This is a genomic window from Pseudochrobactrum sp. sp1633 (assembly GCF_030376605.1).
In the GTDB taxonomy this organism is placed as follows: Bacteria; Pseudomonadota; Alphaproteobacteria; order Rhizobiales; family Rhizobiaceae; genus Pseudochrobactrum.
In genome coordinates, this window is the sequence record NZ_JARRAE010000023.1 from 1 (window position 1) to 17143 (window position 17143).

Consider the following 17143-nt stretch of genomic DNA (forward strand, 5'->3'; position numbering starts at 1 on the left):
GCAAGCATCCTGACACGTGATAAAACTTTCTCAAGGTTTGAGTCCTTTATGGAGTTTTTTATTTGAGTGTAAACATGCTTTTGATCGTTTGTAAGAGCTCCGACTACGATCTTCTCAAGGCCTGCAATATTGGGGATTAATGGTTTCCAATTATCTTGCTCACCCACATTAATGCTAACCGGTGCTCCAGCACCAATTAATACACCTATTTTTTTTCGCCCATTTGTCGCGAGTTGACGAAATCCAAACATATGTTGATCTGGGTTGTGCGATGTGTTTTCCATTTTGTACCTAGTATTTGCATATAATTTAAAATTGGTTCTGGAAAATTATGATTTTTAATTTTCAGAATCGTTTTTTAATTCAGAAAACTTCGCAGCCATGGTTGGGTTATTGCGTGTCAACTTCTTTATTGTGACATCCTGAGCTTTGTCATTAGCAAGCCGCAGATTACGGTCTGTACCTAATAATGCTTCCTTAGTTTTTTGAAGGTGATCAATTGACTTGTCGATCTCATTAATTGCAGTTTCGAATCGTCTCGATGCAAGATCATAATTTTTTGCAAAAGCTGATTTGAATGTTTCAAGCTCTGTTTCAAAATTTGTAATGTCAATATTTTGTGCTTTCATGAGTGAAAGCTCAGACTTATACTTTAGCGAGTTCAGCGCGGCGTTACGTAATAATGTTATGATTGGAATAAAAAATTGAGGCCTGACGACGTACATTTTTGGGAACCTATGAAAAACATCAACAATACCAGTGTTGTATAGCTCACTATCGGGTTCTAAAAGAGAAACTAGCACAGCATACTCGCAACCTTTTTCCACGCGATCCTTATCTAGTTCTTTCAAAAAATCTTCATTTTTATTTTTGGTTGCTGTGCGGTCATTTTCATTTTTCATTTCAAACATAATGGAAACGATTTCGATGCCTGTCTCATCTGTATCGCGAAAAATATAGTCTCCTTTGCTTCCAGTACGTGCGTCATTATCTTTCTCAAAGTAAGCTTTAGGAAAGGCAGTGGCTCTAATGCGGTTGAATTCAGTTTCACAGTGTTGTTCGAGTGTTTCACCAACCATCTTAGTAGAGAGACGTGCTTTCATATCGCGAAGACGTTCGATTGCATCATCACGGTCTTTTATTTGAGTTTCATATTTATCTTTGAGTGATTTTTCAGCTAACTGCTTTTCTAATTCAGCTTTTTCGAGCCCGCTACGTAGTTCATCTCTCTCTTTTTGAACAATGCTAACGGCCTCGATGATAGCAAGTTTTTTGCTCATCTCTATTGATTCGAGTTTGGATTTTAGTTCATGAATCTCTGCATCTTTGGCTGCGGTGGCCTTCTGCTGTTCACTAGATGCTTTGGCCGTGGCTAACTCAACCGCGTTATGTTTTTCCTGTGCAGCTAACTCAAGTCGTTCATGGAGCTGCCTATCGAAATCGCTATCTCGCACTTGTTTGAGAATATCTGCATACGCCGCTTCATCAATTTTGAATGCTTTTAAACAATGCGGACAAATAATTTCGTGCATAGTTGATTCCCCACGCTACTCCCAATAATTCGGCCTATTTAAGTAGGTAATTTCAGTAGCTGCAAGCAATGCTTTGTGTTTACTTGAATTCTTGCAAATAACCTTGACTGTCAGGATATGTGGCCGAACTGTCCGCAGCTTTCCTTTGCGCTGACCTGGGCGTGGCCCATGACCCTAGCGAAAACACAGCCGCATACATCGAAAATTGGCTGGCCGTTCTGAAGGCCGACAAACGCGCCATTATCACCGCAGCAGCCAAAGCACAGGCGGTTGCCGATTATCTCCATGAGATTGCAAGCGGGTGATGGATGGACGACGTTTGAGCGGTCATCTATTTGTCAGCCACGCCCAAGCTCTTCGAGCTAGCATCAACTTGATTCTGAAGTTCCGCCATTTTTTTTACCAACGACAGCAGATCGCGTGTCGTACTATGTGGGAGATCGCTGACAAGTTTTGCTAGTTCGACACGATCTCTGGCTTCTTGCTCGTTTTCACCCCAGAGATGAGGCGCTGCCGCGAAGAGCATATCGATTGGCATGAAACCCAATACTTCGCAGATGTGTATCATGCGCGTAACGTGCAGTTTTGAGAATGCACGTTCGTAACGACCATATACCGGTGTAGACAGCCCCATAAGTGGCGCAAAATCTGCCTGTTTAAGGCCAGCCTGTTCACGCGCTTCTCTTAAATATTTTGCAAGTCGTTGGTCTATTTCTTCAAACGTGCTGATACCATCAAAGCCGCGACGTCTGTAGATGGGCTTATCGATTTCCGGATCATTGGTTTTCTCCAATGAATGTTCTTTTGCGAAATCAGTAGATTCGTTATTCACCGTTTAAACCCCTTAAACTCCATGCCGCCTAATTGAATATTATGAATTATTCTCGTTGGTTTGGCACTGTAGAGTTTGATGAAACGGAATTCATCACCAAACTTTTCTGCCCCACGGATGCAGAAAGCGACCTCTTACGGAAAAAAATGAACTAGAATATGTTGACTAACGTGTTTTCGCCGCCGCCATTCGCCAGTTTCCTGGTTTTCCCTCAAAGACTGCTTCGATCAACGCTGTGTCCTTCAGCCAACTGAGTGTAGCTGACAGTTCGCAAGCAATAGTTTGCTGTTTGATATGAATGCAGCGGATAACATTAGTGATGGAATCTTTGCCGTAGGCGGCATAATTCCAGTTGGAAAAGCGAAACAGTTCTTCTTTGGCAACCTGGTTGGTTGGCCATTCGACTGAAACGGCGGGCGTGCTAGCTTGACTGTTAGTGGATGAGTTGATTGGCTCAATCGTGTGGCCAAAGCCGTTAGCAGCTAGATATGGCGCTAAATATAAACCAACTCCGATCCCGACGGCCAAGCCTAGAAGAAAGCTGCGACCAAGCACGGTCAGTATCCGTTTTCTGTTAGATACTGGTCGATGGCGTCTCTAAGGATAACCGACATCTTAAGTCCGTTGTCGTGGGCTGCCTTTTCAAGTCGTCTTTTGGTGTCGTAATCAAGTGAGACATTTACAAAATGCTTACTTTCTCGTTCACGGTTTCTACGAAGTTCACGTAAGCGATTTCGGGAATCTTCCCGCTGGTTTGCCTGTTGGGTATCGTTCGCCCTTCTTTCTTCTGGCGTGACGAATTGTGATTTAGGACGAGCCCTTCGCGTTTCCAGTTCTGTTGACGGCCCTGTGGTTTGCTTTTGTGCGTTTTCCGCGGCTGGGAGCGCAGCAGCATTGGGGCCATTCTCCTCTTCTGATGATGGGCGTCTGCGGGATGCGACAGGGAAGTCCGACAGTGTGACCTTGCTTTTAGCCATTCACCGTCTCCATTACATTCTGGTCCCTTAAATAGTCGAGCTCAGAAACAAACGCGTTGACTTCGGTTCTGGCCTTACAGATAGCATCCGTTAATTCCAACATTTGCAATGTTCCCAAGCCGCTGCGGATCTCGCGGTAACAGTTGCGCTCGATTAGCTCAGTTTCGAGCAACGTCGTATTGTAACCATGTTGGCTTAAATTCTCTATGAATGGACGAATGATGCGATATTCTTCAAGGTGGCGATTAACGATGTTGATGCGTGTCCGCACAACCGCCTGAGGAATGACACGTTGGTTGTGATCTGTTCGCGCGGCAATGGTTTCCGCGGCTTTGCCTGCTGCCTTTATTTCATCCTGTGCAGGCTGAATGGGCGTAATCACGATATCAGAATGATCTATTATCGTATCCATGACCACGCTATCGACGCCGGGAGCATCGATAAGTACGGCGTCGTACTTTTCTGCCTGTGAAGACATAATCTGTTCGATTGAGTTCTGGCGAATTGCGGTCGTCAGAGAAATTGATTCAGGTAAGTTGCCCTTCGCTTCGCAGCGCTTCCACCACTCGGCCAGGTTCTGGCGGGGATCTGCATCGATGAGAAGGACCCGTCGACCTTGGAGTGCGAATTCACCTGCCGTCAAAATGACTGTGGTCGTTTTCCCCGCGCCGCCTTTGCCACTAACTGCTGAAAATCGAGCTGTCATGAATTCTCCTTCAAACGAAGAGAGCATGAACGTTTACCCACGTCCGGTTCCGGCCATATCAGGCTAACGCGCGTTTGGATCGAGAGGTGATCGTTAGTTATATGGAGTGAGGAACAGACTACGATATTTTCACACGATGTGACAACACACTATGACCAATGGATCACACTGTGTGTTCACACCAATGAACCACACGACGATGTCGTGTGGTTCATTTCCCTAGTTCCTTTCTAGCTGATGATAAACCCCGGAGCCGCGCAAGAGCCGTCTGTGCCGCTCGCGCGCAGTCCGGCAAGGGGCGAAGAGCGTAGCGTCCCTTGCCGGCGAGTACGAGGGGTACACAAAGGCGAATAAAGCGGCCTGGAGGTGAACCCTGGTGAGCGAAGCGAGACCAATTTGGACGATCTTTAATGATTTCCTATTCATTTGGTTAGGCAGGATACGGAAAAATGTGCTACATTTTATCCAGACAATCACGAAACACGTCCGCGATTGATTATTGCTACTCTGTGCTGGAACTGTTGAAACTTATGGATGACGGAATTACCGATGGTGGGGCGGCAGTTAAAGCCAAGCCGCAAACCATTCATAGCCGCGTTTCGGCGGACGAATATGATGCAATCGATGCAGCCGCAAAGGCGGCTGATATGACGATGAGTGCATTTTTTAAAGCTGTATTCCTGCAAGGGGCAGGAGTGAAGCCAGTCTTTAATGACGAAGATCGAGCGCTTTTGTCTCTCATGCTAGAAGACATGCGTATGATTGGTATCAATCTCAATCAGGTAGCCCGAGCTCTGAATAGTGGAAAATCGGTATCTGATAGCGAGATCCGCATGGTGGTCGGGGATGTGCAGAAGATGCAGGTCGGCGTCCTCAGCGAGTTGCGGCGCGTTACCAAGCGATCCGGATACAGGCATCGCAGCAAGGAATAGCAGTCGATGGAGTTTTTTCTCGGAGCCTTTGAGAGTGAATGGGAGCAGCATCGCGCGGCGATGTTGCATGAGCTTTCTTTGGGTTCGAGTGCTGCGAGTGGCGCGGAAGAAGAAATGCGCCGGAGGCTGCGCGAATTCCAAATCGCAGGAGGTGTCGCAGCAGCAGGTAGTGCTTCAGTGCCGAAAATGCGTACGGGATCCTCAAGGGCACAGAGTTTCCAGTTCTTTGGAAGCACAGCAAGCAAGCCAATTGCGGCAGCGAGGCCGATGGAGGCGCGTTTGGCCGCGGTTGCAGCAGGCAGTCAACCGTCCGTGGTAAAAATGGCATCGTACGGTGGCGGTGCGCGGTTCGGCGCGATGGTCAATTACGTATCTCGCAGCGGGGAAATACACGTCGAAAAGGAAAATGGTGAGCGCCTTCATGGTCGCGAGGATCTAGCCCGTTTGCGGGGAGATTGGGAGCCATTGTTTCAAAATCGTGCCGAGAGCAGGGATATTGGAACTTTCCATGTGACGATCGAAGCTACTGGTTTCGAAACAGAAGAAGCTTTGCACCAACTCATACGCGACAGCCTGGCGAGCGGATTAGGTAATCGCAGCTTCGCTTATGCAGTTTCGCAGCCATCACACGGAGTTTTGAAAGTTGACGGTATGGTGGTCTTGCGCAGCGCGGAAGGGGAGCGGTTGACCGGCGATCCGAAGGCGGCTGACATTATTCAGAGACGTTACAACGAAAGCGCGGTGTCCGAGCTGGCGAGGGCGCGGTTCCGTTTTACCGGGTATGGTAATGGCGTGGAATATGGCGCTGCCAAGCTGCGAAATCTGGTCGAGGATCATAAGGGAGAAGTTCGCGATGATAAGGGGCGCGATATCTCCGATGCGCGTTCCGCCGGCGATCTGGTGCAAAAGCAGTGGCGTCGGGAGTTGCATAGCCGCAAGGGCAGGGATGTGATGCATGTCATCATGTCTGCCAAAGCTGGCACCAATGTTCAGGCTTTCGAAGGCGCTGTTCGGGATTTTCTGGCCGCTCAGTTCGAAGGACACCGCTACATATTTGCGATGCATGATCCGTTCAGCGATCCGAAGGAGATGGGGCAGGGCGGAAAGCGACCGCATATCCATGCCCATGCCATTATCGCTATGCGTTCGGATGCCGGTGATCGGGTAGAAACCTCGCCACAGGTTTTTCGCCAATGGCGCGAGCTTATGGCTGAAAAGTCGCGTCAGCACGGAATCGCTATGGAAATGACGGACAGGCGCGAGTTTGCAAATGCTCCAGCCTACACGCGCAATCAGGTGCGGCCGGTTAATCGCGAGGGACGAACGGAACATGAGGGGACGAGTGCGGCGGCTCAGTCGCGTTATGATGCCAAGCGGTCAGGTCGGCGGAGTGTAGCGCGAAGCGTGCGAAGCCGTGAATATACCGTAAAGGTAATACAGAGTTGGGAGAAAATCGCAATGGCAAGCGGCAATCATCAGATTGCATCATACGCCATCGAGCAAAGAGATATAGTTGTATCAACTAGTTCGTATCAATCGGAAGCTAAAACTTCTAACATCGTTGATGCAGATTTCGGGTCACATTACCGCACCAATTTGGTAAAGTTGCAAAACATCATTTTGGAGGGTGAAAAAGTGCGCGAAATGTCGAGAAGCGATTTTGAGGCATATGAGAAAGAAGTTGAAACAGCTTTATTCCGGCTTGGCCGCAATCTCGGACCGGAAGAGAAAGCCGATCTGGATCAGGTAGCGCAGTATACGCGCGAGCATGTCAATCTAATGCGCGAGCACATGGAATTGACTGAACAGCGTGGATTGACCGTTGAAACCCCATCTCGTGAAAGCGAGCAAGATACCTCGTCAATGCAGATCGCTCGCGAAGCCGATTCCGAAATTGCCAAGCCAGCGCATGTTATCGTGGAAGCAGAGCAGGGTCAGCCATCGGCAGATAATGCCAACGAACCTCGTTCAAGCATTGATGACGAGGAGAAAGCAGCTGCAGCATCCTATCAGGCCGAAATGGATCGTTCATTCCCGGATGAGATCACGAGCCGATATTATATTCGTGAGGATCACGGGGGGACGCAGCGAGTCTTTGCCGATTCAAAGGGTGAGCGCGAAGTGTTCCAGGACAATGGAGAGAAGCTGCGCGCTAAATCGTTCGATGCTCAGGGCGTTGGGTTGATGATCGAAACAGCAGCGCATCGAGGCTGGACGAGCATCGAAATAACGGGGAGCAAGGAGTTCCGCCGAGAAACTTGGCTGGAGGGCCAGGCGCACGGTATTTCGGTCAAGGGCTATCAGCCGACGGAACTGGATTGGCAAGATCTGGCGCGTCGCGAGCAATCCTACTTGCGCAATGAAATTGTTCCGATCGAGGGCAGGGCGCTGGATGCGGCTCACCGGGATCCGGAGCAATCTGCAGGATCGGATCAGTCGAGCAAGGTCGATAGAGAGCCACAGAATGCAGATAATTCTGGAACGTCGCACTCCAAGACTATCGACTATAAGGAGGGTGTGCAGGGCATCCTCGTTGAGACAGGCGAAAAGCCTTATCAGGATAATGAAAAAAATGAGCCTTCGCCATTTGTCGTTATTGAAACGGCCAATGGCAATCGCACGGTATGGGGTGTCGGATTACCGGATGCGTTGCATCGCGCCGGCGCTGAAATCGGCGATGAAATTCATTTGCGGTCCACTGGGACGGAACGCGTTTTGAAAACCGTCATTCAGGAAGTCGACGGTCAGAAGCAGCGTGTCGAGCAAATGGTCGATCGCCGGGCATGGGAAGCGGACGTGCTTGAAGAGCGGGACCGGACGGATGGAAAAGTTGAAGGTTCCAAACAGCTCGACAATCAGGTTAATATGGAAGTGAAGGGCGTTGCTCGTGATGGAGAAACCATGCGCACCGATCCACCTCAGCAACAAGTTCCGCGATTGCAGGAACTAGAACAAGAGCAGCAGCAAAAGAAGGAGCGCGACGAACACGAGCGTTAAACGACCATGCGACACGATTACATATATAATTCACCTCCCGATCCGAAGGCCGACGACGCTTTTGCAAAATTCTTTGCGGTTCTGTTCTGGCTCGTCCTTGGTTTGGTTGCAATCGTGTATGTCGCTACTGTCGTTGGAGATTGGTTTAACGCGGCCTTAGCGTTGATAACGGATATGTTCGCTTACGTTTTCAGCTTTTTGCCGTTTTGACGGATTGCTAAAAAATGGCAGGCGCTTTTGCAGTCCGGCTACATTTGAGGTTTATGCTGTGAAGCAGCTATTTTTGTGCGCGCCGCTCAAGGGAAGATCGCAGCAAGTCGACCAGAGAGGAGCGCTGATCACGTTTGAGTTTGTCGAGATTGCGCTGCCGCCAGCGAATTGCCGGAAGATCTGCGACATGACCGATCTTCAGCAAGGACCAATCCGGTTCACCACGCTCGAACCTGATTAGAAATTCGCGGTGCTCATCCGGCATTCCGCCGATCAGTTCGTCAATCATCTTTTGCTGCGCTGCGATCAGTTCCTCAATGTGAACCAGCTCCTCGGTCATGCCTTCAAAACCATTGCGGTATTCGTTCGTGAGGTCTTTGACCCGGCCCGAAAGCACCTCGCCCATGGGGCGATTGTGCCTGAGGAGATAAACAAGAAAAACTTCGCGCAACTCGTCGCTCAGCCCTTCATGTGCGAACAAACCCTGCACATCGAAAAGATCACGCGGATGCTGGCGATCAAGCGCTGCAACCAGCTTTCCAGCAAACAGGTCTTCAAAGGAAACGACGCTGGTTTCGGCAAAACCGAAGGCGTCTTCGACCGCCTCGGTGACAGGGATAACAGAAGGCTCGTGCACTACGCCGCGCAAGACAGGGGAGACTTCAATCTTCACCTGTGTTCCCTCGGCCATGACAAGAAGCCGCAAGATCGCGCCGTCGTGGATATTTTCGGCGACGCGAGCGCCGGGTACTTCTGCTAATGCTGTCCTTCTGATCCGCTTCATGGCTGCGTCAATCTCGGCTAGTGCCTCCGGCCTGTCGTTGACGGGCAAATACATGAGGTCGAGGTCAACGGAGAGGCGCGGCAGGTTGCGTATAAAGAGATTGATCGCGGTTCCACCCTTGAGCGAAAAACAGGTTTCGCGCGCTACAATAGGAATCAGGCGCATAAGCAGCCTGACCTGGCCCTGGTACTGATCACGAAATGGCATCGAAGTCCCTCGGTACGGTGATGTGATAGACCGGATCAAGCTTGCCACCGGGCACAAGCATGCGCTTACCCTTCCCGAGATCGATTGCGGTTTTGTCCAGTCGCTTGACCCACGCATGGCCATGACGATCCGCGAAATAAAAGAACAGACGTTTGACCTTCACGCTGTCGCAATGCAGAAGCAGTCTTTGCAGCCGCCTCGGGCTGAAATTTGCGGCACTCTGCATAATCATATCGGCCTGATGGAAACTCTCATTGCGCGGCAGTTCATCGAGCATTTCGAGATAAGCGCGCTCTGGCTGCGAAAGCGTCATAGGCCAGTCCCACTGTCCCCATGCGAGTGTGCCAAGCCCTTGTGTGATTGGTTCATTGCGGAATAAGGTGGCGCTGTTGTGATAGATAAAGCGCTGGGGCAGTTGCAGCTTGTTCAGCCATGCAGGCGGTTTTTCTGGTCCGTAGAGATGAACAATCCTTGTCTCGTGAGCGAGGTAATGAGCAAAGCCCTGTAATTCTAACGCCGTGCGTCCGCCGACATAGAGCGGCGCTCGTGAAAGCAGGGTTTGGAGCGATATGATGACTTGCTGCCAACTCAGCGTGCCGCGCGGTTTTTTATAGATGCTGCGTACCGGCTGTTCCAGCCAGCCGTTCTTAACGTAATAGGCGCGCAGGTTACTGGCGATGCCGCGCTGTTGCAGCCAGGCAGCATCCACAACCAACCCTTCTGGCAGATCTCTTTCGAGCCGGTTTAACAGTGAGGTGCTTTGCTCAGCCATACTGAGTATACTAAATGAGTCTTAAACCATTATCAAGTTTGAGATCGTTGTCATTTACTCAACAAAATTGAGTAAAATCAGATATATTCAAACCTTCCCTTCAAACGTCCGTCGCTACCGAATAAGCAGGGCGAGTGTCCCCAATCGACCTTAGTTCTCCACTGGGATGGTCAGCAAATATCCATTCTACGCGGCAATGGCACAAAAGTGAGCTCATCATCGACAGTTCTCGCGCGGTTTGCAAACACCAAGCAGGTCTCCTGCGCCCCGTGGTTATTTTCACAATGTGACATTGGTCATCAGCCCAATATCTTCTGGGTCCGGGACAGTAGCGTTGAATATGTCGAGATAACTTTTCCGCTTTCGAGGGGATGTGGCAGAAGCATCAACTTTCTCGTTGACAGCCTTCAATAATCGTTCTGCGCTCGGTTTAAGTTTCGCTTCGACTTCTTCTATCCGATCATCGATATAACCCGGTGGGATTGCCGATTTCTTGTCTATGCCTGTTGATGGCAATTTGACGTTCAGATTGACCGTCCTGGTGTTTTCTTGGTTCTCGTCACCAGATTCAGGAATCGACGGGGAGGCGGTTATGCTGGTTTTCGGCCGAGGTTTCTCATCTGGCTGAGGATTGTAGGGCAGGGGGCTAATTGTCTGCTCAGCGGCCCGTTGTCCGTCGTGCGCGTATTCGCTCGTGAGTGCTGGAACTGGCCTATGGGGCAAATATTCAATCGTCGGCACATCAGGAACGTGCGATTGCGAATAAGCTTCAGCAGATTTGAAGGGTTGGGTGTTGAAAAATCGCAGCTTGTCGCCATAGATCGGTCGTTGACCTTCCACGAGCAAGATCATCTTGCTTTCTGGCATTTGCCGCACTTCTTGCGGCATCATCAAATCGCGCTCGCGGATTTGCTCAACCTTTGTACGACGGGGTAAACTGAGAATTTCGATAGTACGGGATTCCGACTTGTAGCGAATGGTTCTCTTTCCGAGTGCACGGGATGCATATTCCGCGGTGGCTTGGTCGTTGGCACCTAGGACCAACTGGTAGCCACAATTACCAAGAAGGGAATGACGTGAAGTCTCACCGTAAATCTCGTCGAGATTCTTGAGATCCTGAATGATGATCGCTAGCTTGATATTATAACCAGCCACATAGGGAAGCTTCGTCATAATCTCATCCATCTTCTTAAGCTGCCGAAATTCATCCAGCAAAAAATAGACAGGAAGCGAATTGGGATCGTGTTCGATTGTCAGAATGTTCATGACTTGCTGCACGAACAAAGTGAGAAGTGGGCGCAAGATTGTAATGTCGGTAATATTAGGTGCTAAATAAATAGAGATAGGCCGCCGTTTCATGGCGGCGATATCCATGTCGGTTACTTCTGTCGCGGCTACAATGCGTTCATTTCGGAAGGGTCTAAGCGCGTTCTGGATATCGAGGAGCGCGGATGCCGCCGCCCGCTCTGACAATGCAAGAAATGCGTTAAAGCTTTCGACCGTATATTTTGAAAGGTTCGGCTCTTTTTCCTTGATGAACTTGATCTGCGCCTGAAGATCAACGCCACTGTTCACGAAGGAAACGACTTCGCCGAGGTTGCGCCGTCCGTGATAATAGGGGCTCTCCAGAACATAGCTTATAATTCCGGCTACGACCTGTTGAGCCAGGCCCTGCCAAACTGAGTTTTCAGAGCCAACATTTTCGGGAACCAGAATGCTGGCGATATTCTGAATATCCGTTGTGCGATTGCCGCGCTCGGGTCGCACAAAATCCAGAGGATTATAACGATTTGTCCTCTCCGAACCGGGAGCGAAGAGGAAGACCTGACTGCCATTCTTCTTGCGATATCCGGCTGTCGCCTTGAAAATTTCGCCTTTCAAGTCGGATACGATCATTGAACCTTCATGCATGAGAGCGTTTGGAATGACATAGCCCGCTCCCTTACCCGATCTTGTAGGACCGATAATCAGATGATGGCGACTGTCTGCCGCTCGCAGCACATTGCGGCCGAACCGCCCGAATATGTGCCCTGTCTTTCGGAACCACTTGCCGCAACGAAGGCCCATGACGTCCTGAAAAGCCGCATCCCCCAAGGGGTTTTCGTGAGCCCTAAGACCGAGATAGCCCGCAAAAACGGCGGCGGCGATGGCAGGTAGCAAGGCACCGATGGCAACTCGTTGCAGAGTTGAGTTGGACGCGTAGGCCCAGACTTGCTGAAGCGGAGCAAAAGGATTTTCGGTGATGGTGATATTCAAAATTCGGCTGTCTTTATAAACTACCCCGAGTACGACCCCATAAGCCAAGGTCCAGATAAGGAACGCTATGCCGGCACAAAAAATCAGATAGACCGCTTTGTAACCCTTGCTCATGGCTCCTCATTTCGTGCAAAAAATATCTCCGATACGCCACGTTTTCCGCCGTCGCGACGCAACTGGATGACGATGGGGATGACCATCCGGATATACGACATGAGATCATGCTTCGAGTATCCGCCAGATAGCCCCGCTTGTTGCATCATCATGGCAAGCTGTTCATAGGCACCTTGCGGCGTATCGGCATGAACCGTCGACATAGAACCGGGATGACCAGTGTTAATGGCGCGAAGAAAAGAAAACGCTTCAGCGCCGCGGATCTCGCCAACGAATAGACGATCAGGCCGCATACGAAGAGATGATTCAAGCAAGTGCTGAATTGTGACGTCAGCGGTGCCCTGCCCACCTTTCGAAGCTACCAGATGAACGCGGTTTTCCTGGGGTGGAACCAGTTCGCGGGTGTCTTCCAGCGTGATAATCCGTTCCTTCGGATGAACCGATTTCAGGCAGGCATTCAGAAAGGTTGTCTTTCCCGATGACGTGCCGCCGCTGATCAGGATCGACACTCGTTGCGTGATTGCTGTGTTGATGAAATCGAAAATTCTGTTTTGCTTCAGATGTTCGATCAGCAAACGGTCAATGTCGCTCAGTCCTCCTACAGCAACAGAAACCTTGTCCATTGAACCGCTATCCCTGTATTCCTCCAAGCTAAAATTGCTAACGACCTGCTTGCGGATCGATATCGATCCGCCGTCCGGTGCAGCGGGTGGAAGAACGACCTGAATCCGCTCGCCAGTCGGTAACGCAGCGCTCAGGATGGGCGCGGATTTACTGACGAACTGATCGGTCGCGCCTGCGACCCGTTCACCGATATTCTGAATCTCTGCTGCTGAAAGCGCATGAACCTCGTGGAATTCCATGTGATCAGCACCAAGTCGCTCAACATAGACGTGACCTGGTTTATTGACCGAGATTTCAACGACCTTTGGATCGTTGAGAAATGGCCGCAGAGGCTCAAGTGCCCGATCAAGAAAGTAATATCTGCTTTGTGTGGCTGTTGCCGCACTATTTGCCCCTGCGTTCACGTTGAATTTCCTTCATCGCCTCTGTTACGGGATCGTCGTACATCGCCGAAAAATCGAGGTCCTGACGCACAAATATGAAAATGCGTTCGCCTTGATGGATGCTAATAGTCGGCTTGATGCGCAAGTTCTCGCTCAGAGCGGTATTTGCCATTTGAGAGAAAGTGTCGGCGATCGTCTCGCGGGCTAGTTCTTCTCCGCGTTTTGCATCGTCATTGTTGCGACCGAAGGCTTCACCGCTGCCGAAACCTGTCAGATAGCTTGCGCCGGCGCCGACCACGGACAACATAATGGAAGCCCCGAATCGTTCACGCCATTTTTTATCGACGATGCCAGTGAGACCCGAACGACCCAAACTGTCAGTTCCAACGGAGTTCAGGCGCACGCTTACACCATCATCACGCAGCAAGCGGGTCCAGACAACGAAAACGCGGGTCTGTCCTGTCATTACGTCGCTTTGATATTCACCTATGAGTCGAGTGCCGGTCGGAATCAAAATGCGACGACCATCAAAACTGTATACGTCCTCTGACGTGATGGCGCGAACCTGGCCTGGCAGATCGCTTACAATCGAGGTTTCGAGAATACCGGGTATCATCGTTCCTTCCGGCACAACCGCGTCGATACGCTTGATTTTCGTAGCCTTGGCATTCCGGTCCGCCATTGCCGAGGCCGTCGCCAGAAACTTGCTGTTTCTGTCTTCACCAGCAACAGTCGGTGTTCCCTCGCCACTATCGCCACCAAGACCGCCATTCGCTCCGCCTGATCGCGCTTGATCCATCTGAATCAGCTTCGATTTGAACCGGTCTGGAAATTCTTCAACAATGTCCGGCGCGGAAGCCTGAGCGGGTTCGTTCAAAGCGACCGTCGGGGGAGGAGGGGGCGGAACATTAAATGTCGTGGTGTCGACTTGCTCCGGCTCTGGTGGCGGAGGAGGCGGTGCAATGTTGATGATATTTGGCTCGGGTGCGGCAGGGGGCTGATCCTGATCGCGCACGAATGGCGGCGGTCTGAACGATGTCGTGCTAAACTCCTCGTCACCGCGCACGAGATCGCGCGGCTTCTCCGAGGGCTGTTTGAGGACAAAATAAGCCATAGCTACACCGGCCAGCAGAAATACGGCCATCGCAGCCGTTTGATTCCGCTTTGCATTCTTGTTGCTGACACCGGAGTCATCAGCCGCCGCCAGTGCTTCCAATTCGGGAGACTGTTTCATCAGTTGCCGCTCCTTCTTCTCTTGGTTGCCGCATGATCAGGTGCGGGACCCATGATGTCAGGATCGGGTGCGCCAAAATCCGGCTTTCTAAGGTTGAAGATGCAGATCCACTGATCACCATCGCGCAGCGTGTATTGTGTTGCCGTTCCATCCACGACCAGATATTCGCCTTCCTTGCGGAAGTTTCGCAGTGTCTCGGAAAAATCACTGTTTACTGCGAAAATTGCAGGTGTCCGACCGGTGAATTTGAAAAAGGTCTTCTTGCCGTCATCGAAGACCATCGACGGCTTCAGTTTCGTATCTCCGGTAAAGGAATAGTCGATGTTGACGTTAGCCTTATCGATCTTGGAGATATTCGGATTGGCAGCACGATATTCGGCCTCTTTGCGCATCGCTGCATTCAGATCCTTTTCAGGATAGATGAAGCGCACGCCAAAGACCTTCTTGCCAGCATCTGGCGCGTAGTCGTGCAGCTCCAGAAAATAGATGCGCTTGGTCGTGACAACGTTCATGTTGGTGACGACATTCTTAGCCGTCGGCTTAACGAAGAGGATGTTTCCTTTTTCGGTTGGAGCAACCTGCCAGCTCTCTGTGTCGCCAAGCGAAATGGTCTCAAATTTTTCATCCTCATCGAAGATGATCATTGTCGATATGCCGTACGTCGCAGAGATTTTGACGACATTGTTTGGCTGATAGACGACACTGGTCACACGTGAATCCAGCGAGCCAGCCCTAGGCGTCTGGGCAGCGTGGGCGTGCGAAATGAGGACGGTCGAGAACGCCGCCGCAAGAAGGAAGCGCCTTCTCATCCCTTGCTCCCTTCCGTGACGGTTTCCTGATCCCGCCTGTAATTGTAAACTTGGAAGCCGAGAGGATTTTCAAACCGCCATTCGTTCGTGGCTGGTTCGTCCGTATAGCGATAGCGCACGACTGCAATATAGTGTCTGGTGATCGCATCGGTATCGGACTTTTCAGTCGTTGAAAAACGGACAAGAGCGGTGGAGTCGTTGGGGAAGGTGACAGACTTCACATCGACAAGCACACGCTTGTTTTTCCCGTAGACCTTGGCCGGGTTCTTCGGGTTGGCAGCGCTGTATTGTTCCTGCAATTCGCGAGCGGCATCACCTGCCGATAACAGTGCTGCCGTGCCGAAGTTTGCATCAATCGCGTAAGGATCATAGCCTTCACGTGTCCTGATATACCGAACGACGTTGGCTTGGGTAATTGCGCGTGAATCCGTCAGATTTTGCGCTTTTGTCAGCCCGCTTTTGGTTTCGATGTAGCCCGTAGCCTTGTCTACGACGACAATCACAGGCTCGAACGACTTTAACGGAACCAGCATAACGAGCGCGAGCAACGCGAAAAGCGCGACGAGCCCGAATATGATGGTTACGAACCATGCCACGGCCTTAGAACGTTTTGCTTTCCGGACGATTTCGTTCTCCCAACGATCACCGTCCTGAAAATAACTTCTCAATGCAGCTTCTTTGGAATCAGTCATGATCTAGCCCTTTACCTCTTATGAACCTGCAGCATCAGCGAGGCAGGCTGTTGCTGCTTATTCGGTTTTGCATTGCTTCTTTTGCGCCCTGGCTTCTCGGGGAAATCGAACCTCCACCGCCGCCGCCAAAACGATTGTAAAGCGACCTTCCGCCGCGATAGCTCGCACCGATCCCCTTGAAGCCAGCTCGCGCAATCTGCATTGGAGCGGTGACACCGGTCATGCCAGCAATCCGTGTTGCGGCTGCGCCGATACCAACGGCCAACCCTCCTGCAATGCCCTGAGCGAGGACTTGGATGTTCAAAAGGACAAATGCCCCGGCAAAACAAAGCAGAAGGAAGGCTGAAATATCACTGAGTGTAAGGCGTCGCTCCGTGGCGGCAGCTGATACCTTCGTCAGTTCAGGGTCCATTGCAGCGATAAGGAAGGCGGCGACGACAAATACGAACAACGGGATCAGTGCATATAGAAGAACTTGTTGGAACCACGCCTGCCCGAGACTGCGCGATTGTTCAAACAACATACAGGCGATGAAGATAGGTGCGGTCCCGATCAGTACCCATAACATCACCTTGGCAAGAACAAGGATTGCGAGAGCGACAGCGATGAAGATTGCCACACAGGCCATAATGAGAAAGCCGACCATAGAGGGCAGAACTGAAAAATAACCCGATTGCTCTGCAAACGCGGAAGCCGCCTCGTTTGCGGTCTTCCAGATCATGGAAAGACCATTTGTCGGTTCGGTAATTCCTGTTCCGGTGGCGGTCAGGATGGCGCGACCTAAATCTTCAGGAGTATTGTTCAGCCACTTGTAGATAAAATCGTTGAAGTAACCCCAGTTGCTGATCAATGCCAGAATGAAGACCATGCGGAATACGCGAGTAACAATTTCGGCCACGCTAATCCGCGAAGTCCCCATTATTACTTGGATACCGTAATATCCAACATAGGCGATGAACATCACCTTGAGCAGCGGCGTGATTTCAGAGCCTATAATATTGTAAGCCTGCGATGAAAAATTCTCGCCGGAATTATCAATTCTCTCCAAAAGATCGCTCAAGAAATCATGCATAGCGGCCCCC

General features: G+C 50.7%; 15 protein-coding genes and 2 pseudogenes. 3 read left to right on the forward strand and 14 right to left on the reverse strand.

The window, feature by feature from the left end; genetic code table 11:
• Both P8H26_RS16575 and P8H26_RS16580 read right to left on the reverse strand, forming a co-directional pair.
• Positions 1–284, reverse strand: a pseudogene (locus P8H26_RS16575) (hypothetical protein); the annotation flags it as partial.
• A 54-nt stretch (positions 285–338) separates the two neighbouring features.
• On the reverse strand, positions 339–1532 hold the full coding sequence (locus P8H26_RS16580; RefSeq protein ID WP_289634244.1) for a DUF2130 domain-containing protein: 1194 nt from the start codon (positions 1530–1532) through the stop codon (positions 339–341).
• Positions 1533–1651: 119 nt separating this feature from the next.
• Here P8H26_RS16580 and P8H26_RS16585 point away from each other — a divergent pair.
• Positions 1652–1837, forward strand: a pseudogene (locus P8H26_RS16585) (zincin-like metallopeptidase domain-containing protein); the annotation flags it as partial.
• 26 nt (positions 1838–1863) lie between these two features.
• On the opposite strand, the gene P8H26_RS16590 reads toward P8H26_RS16585, so the two are convergent.
• The 4 genes from P8H26_RS16590 to P8H26_RS16605 form a co-directional block, all read right to left on the reverse strand.
• The gene (locus P8H26_RS16590; protein WP_289634245.1) at positions 1864–2364 is read right to left on the reverse strand and encodes a helix-turn-helix domain-containing protein; all 501 of its coding nucleotides are present in this window, start codon (positions 2362–2364) and stop codon (positions 1864–1866) included.
• Between the two features lie 165 nt (positions 2365–2529).
• Entirely contained in the window at positions 2530–2919 is a 390-nt protein-coding gene (locus tag P8H26_RS16595; protein ID WP_278520983.1) for a hypothetical protein, read from the reverse strand.
• Between the two features lie 2 nt (positions 2920–2921).
• The gene (locus tag P8H26_RS16600) at positions 2922–3341 is read right to left on the reverse strand and encodes a CopG family transcriptional regulator (protein ID WP_289634246.1); all 420 of its coding nucleotides are present in this window, start codon (positions 3339–3341) and stop codon (positions 2922–2924) included.
• Positions 3334–4047 carry a ParA family protein gene (locus P8H26_RS16605; protein WP_289634247.1) on the reverse strand — a complete coding sequence of 238 codons (714 nt, stop codon included), beginning with the start codon at positions 4045–4047 and terminating at the stop codon, positions 3334–3336. The genes P8H26_RS16600 and P8H26_RS16605 overlap by 8 nt, the downstream gene beginning before the upstream one ends.
• Before the next feature lie 449 nt (positions 4048–4496).
• Here P8H26_RS16605 and mobC point away from each other — a divergent pair, with 449 nt between their 5' ends.
• A complete protein-coding gene (gene mobC / locus P8H26_RS16610; protein ID WP_289634248.1) occupies positions 4497–4979 on the forward strand; it encodes a plasmid mobilization relaxosome protein MobC in 483 nt (160 codons plus the stop codon).
• 6 nt (positions 4980–4985) lie between these two features.
• A complete protein-coding gene (locus tag P8H26_RS16615; protein ID WP_289634249.1) occupies positions 4986–7976 on the forward strand; it encodes an LPD7 domain-containing protein in 2991 nt (996 codons plus the stop codon).
• Between the two features lie 277 nt (positions 7977–8253).
• Here P8H26_RS16615 and P8H26_RS16620 read toward each other — a convergent pair whose 3' ends face one another.
• From P8H26_RS16620 to P8H26_RS16655, 8 genes are all read right to left on the reverse strand, one after another.
• On the reverse strand, positions 8254–9177 hold the full coding sequence (locus P8H26_RS16620; RefSeq protein WP_289634250.1) for a nucleotidyl transferase AbiEii/AbiGii toxin family protein: 924 nt from the start codon (positions 9175–9177) through the stop codon (positions 8254–8256).
• Entirely contained in the window at positions 9164–9949 is a 786-nt protein-coding gene (locus tag P8H26_RS16625) for a type IV toxin-antitoxin system AbiEi family antitoxin domain-containing protein (protein ID WP_289634251.1), read from the reverse strand. Before P8H26_RS16625 ends, P8H26_RS16620 begins: the two co-directional genes overlap by 14 nt.
• 279 nt (positions 9950–10228) lie before the next feature.
• The gene (locus P8H26_RS16630) at positions 10229–12319 is read right to left on the reverse strand and encodes a type IV secretory system conjugative DNA transfer family protein (protein WP_289634252.1); all 2091 of its coding nucleotides are present in this window, start codon (positions 12317–12319) and stop codon (positions 10229–10231) included.
• Positions 12316–13347, reverse strand: a complete 1032-nt coding sequence (gene virB11 / locus P8H26_RS16635) for a P-type DNA transfer ATPase VirB11 (protein ID WP_289634253.1) — start codon at positions 13345–13347, stop codon at positions 12316–12318. The genes P8H26_RS16630 and virB11 overlap by 4 nt, the downstream gene beginning before the upstream one ends.
• Positions 13328–14560 carry a type IV secretion system protein VirB10 gene (virB10, locus tag P8H26_RS16640; RefSeq protein WP_289634254.1) on the reverse strand — a complete coding sequence of 411 codons (1233 nt, stop codon included), beginning with the start codon at positions 14558–14560 and terminating at the stop codon, positions 13328–13330. The genes virB11 and virB10 overlap by 20 nt, the downstream gene beginning before the upstream one ends.
• Complete coding sequence (locus P8H26_RS16645) at positions 14560–15369, reverse strand: TrbG/VirB9 family P-type conjugative transfer protein (RefSeq protein ID WP_289634255.1); 810 nt, start codon at positions 15367–15369, stop codon at positions 14560–14562. Before P8H26_RS16645 ends, virB10 begins: the two co-directional genes overlap by 1 nt.
• A complete protein-coding gene (locus P8H26_RS16650) occupies positions 15366–16061 on the reverse strand; it encodes a virB8 family protein (RefSeq protein WP_289634256.1) in 696 nt (231 codons plus the stop codon). Before P8H26_RS16650 ends, P8H26_RS16645 begins: the two co-directional genes overlap by 4 nt.
• A 34-nt stretch (positions 16062–16095) precedes the next feature.
• The gene (locus P8H26_RS16655; RefSeq protein ID WP_289634257.1) at positions 16096–17133 is read right to left on the reverse strand and encodes a type IV secretion system protein; all 1038 of its coding nucleotides are present in this window, start codon (positions 17131–17133) and stop codon (positions 16096–16098) included.
• Between the last annotated feature and the right edge of the window lie 10 nt (positions 17134–17143).

Excerpts from the sequence above, each read along its gene's own strand:
- P8H26_RS16605 (WP_289634247.1), bottom strand. The coding sequence starts at position 4,047 with ATGACAGCTCGATTTTCAGCAGTTAGTGGCAAAGGCGGCGCGGGGAAA.
- P8H26_RS16650 (WP_289634256.1), bottom strand. The coding sequence starts at position 16,061 with ATGACTGATTCCAAAGAAGCTGCATTGAGAAGTTATTTTCAGGACGGT.
- P8H26_RS16625 (WP_289634251.1), bottom strand. The coding sequence starts at position 9,949 with ATGGCTGAGCAAAGCACCTCACTGTTAAACCGGCTCGAAAGAGATCTG.
- P8H26_RS16580 (WP_289634244.1), bottom strand. The coding sequence starts at position 1,532 with ATGCACGAAATTATTTGTCCGCATTGTTTAAAAGCATTCAAAATTGAT.
- virB10 (WP_289634254.1), bottom strand. The coding sequence starts at position 14,560 with ATGAAACAGTCTCCCGAATTGGAAGCACTGGCGGCGGCTGATGACTCC.
- P8H26_RS16620 (WP_289634250.1), bottom strand. The coding sequence starts at position 9,177 with ATGCCATTTCGTGATCAGTACCAGGGCCAGGTCAGGCTGCTTATGCGC.
- P8H26_RS16600 (WP_289634246.1), bottom strand. The coding sequence starts at position 3,341 with ATGGCTAAAAGCAAGGTCACACTGTCGGACTTCCCTGTCGCATCCCGC.
- P8H26_RS16615 (WP_289634249.1), top strand. The coding sequence starts at position 4,986 with ATGGAGTTTTTTCTCGGAGCCTTTGAGAGTGAATGGGAGCAGCATCGC.
- P8H26_RS16630 (WP_289634252.1), bottom strand. The coding sequence starts at position 12,319 with ATGAGCAAGGGTTACAAAGCGGTCTATCTGATTTTTTGTGCCGGCATA.
- P8H26_RS16655 (WP_289634257.1), bottom strand. The coding sequence starts at position 17,133 with ATGCATGATTTCTTGAGCGATCTTTTGGAGAGAATTGATAATTCCGGC.
- mobC (WP_289634248.1), top strand. The coding sequence starts at position 4,497 with ATGTGCTACATTTTATCCAGACAATCACGAAACACGTCCGCGATTGAT.
- P8H26_RS16645 (WP_289634255.1), bottom strand. The coding sequence starts at position 15,369 with ATGAGAAGGCGCTTCCTTCTTGCGGCGGCGTTCTCGACCGTCCTCATT.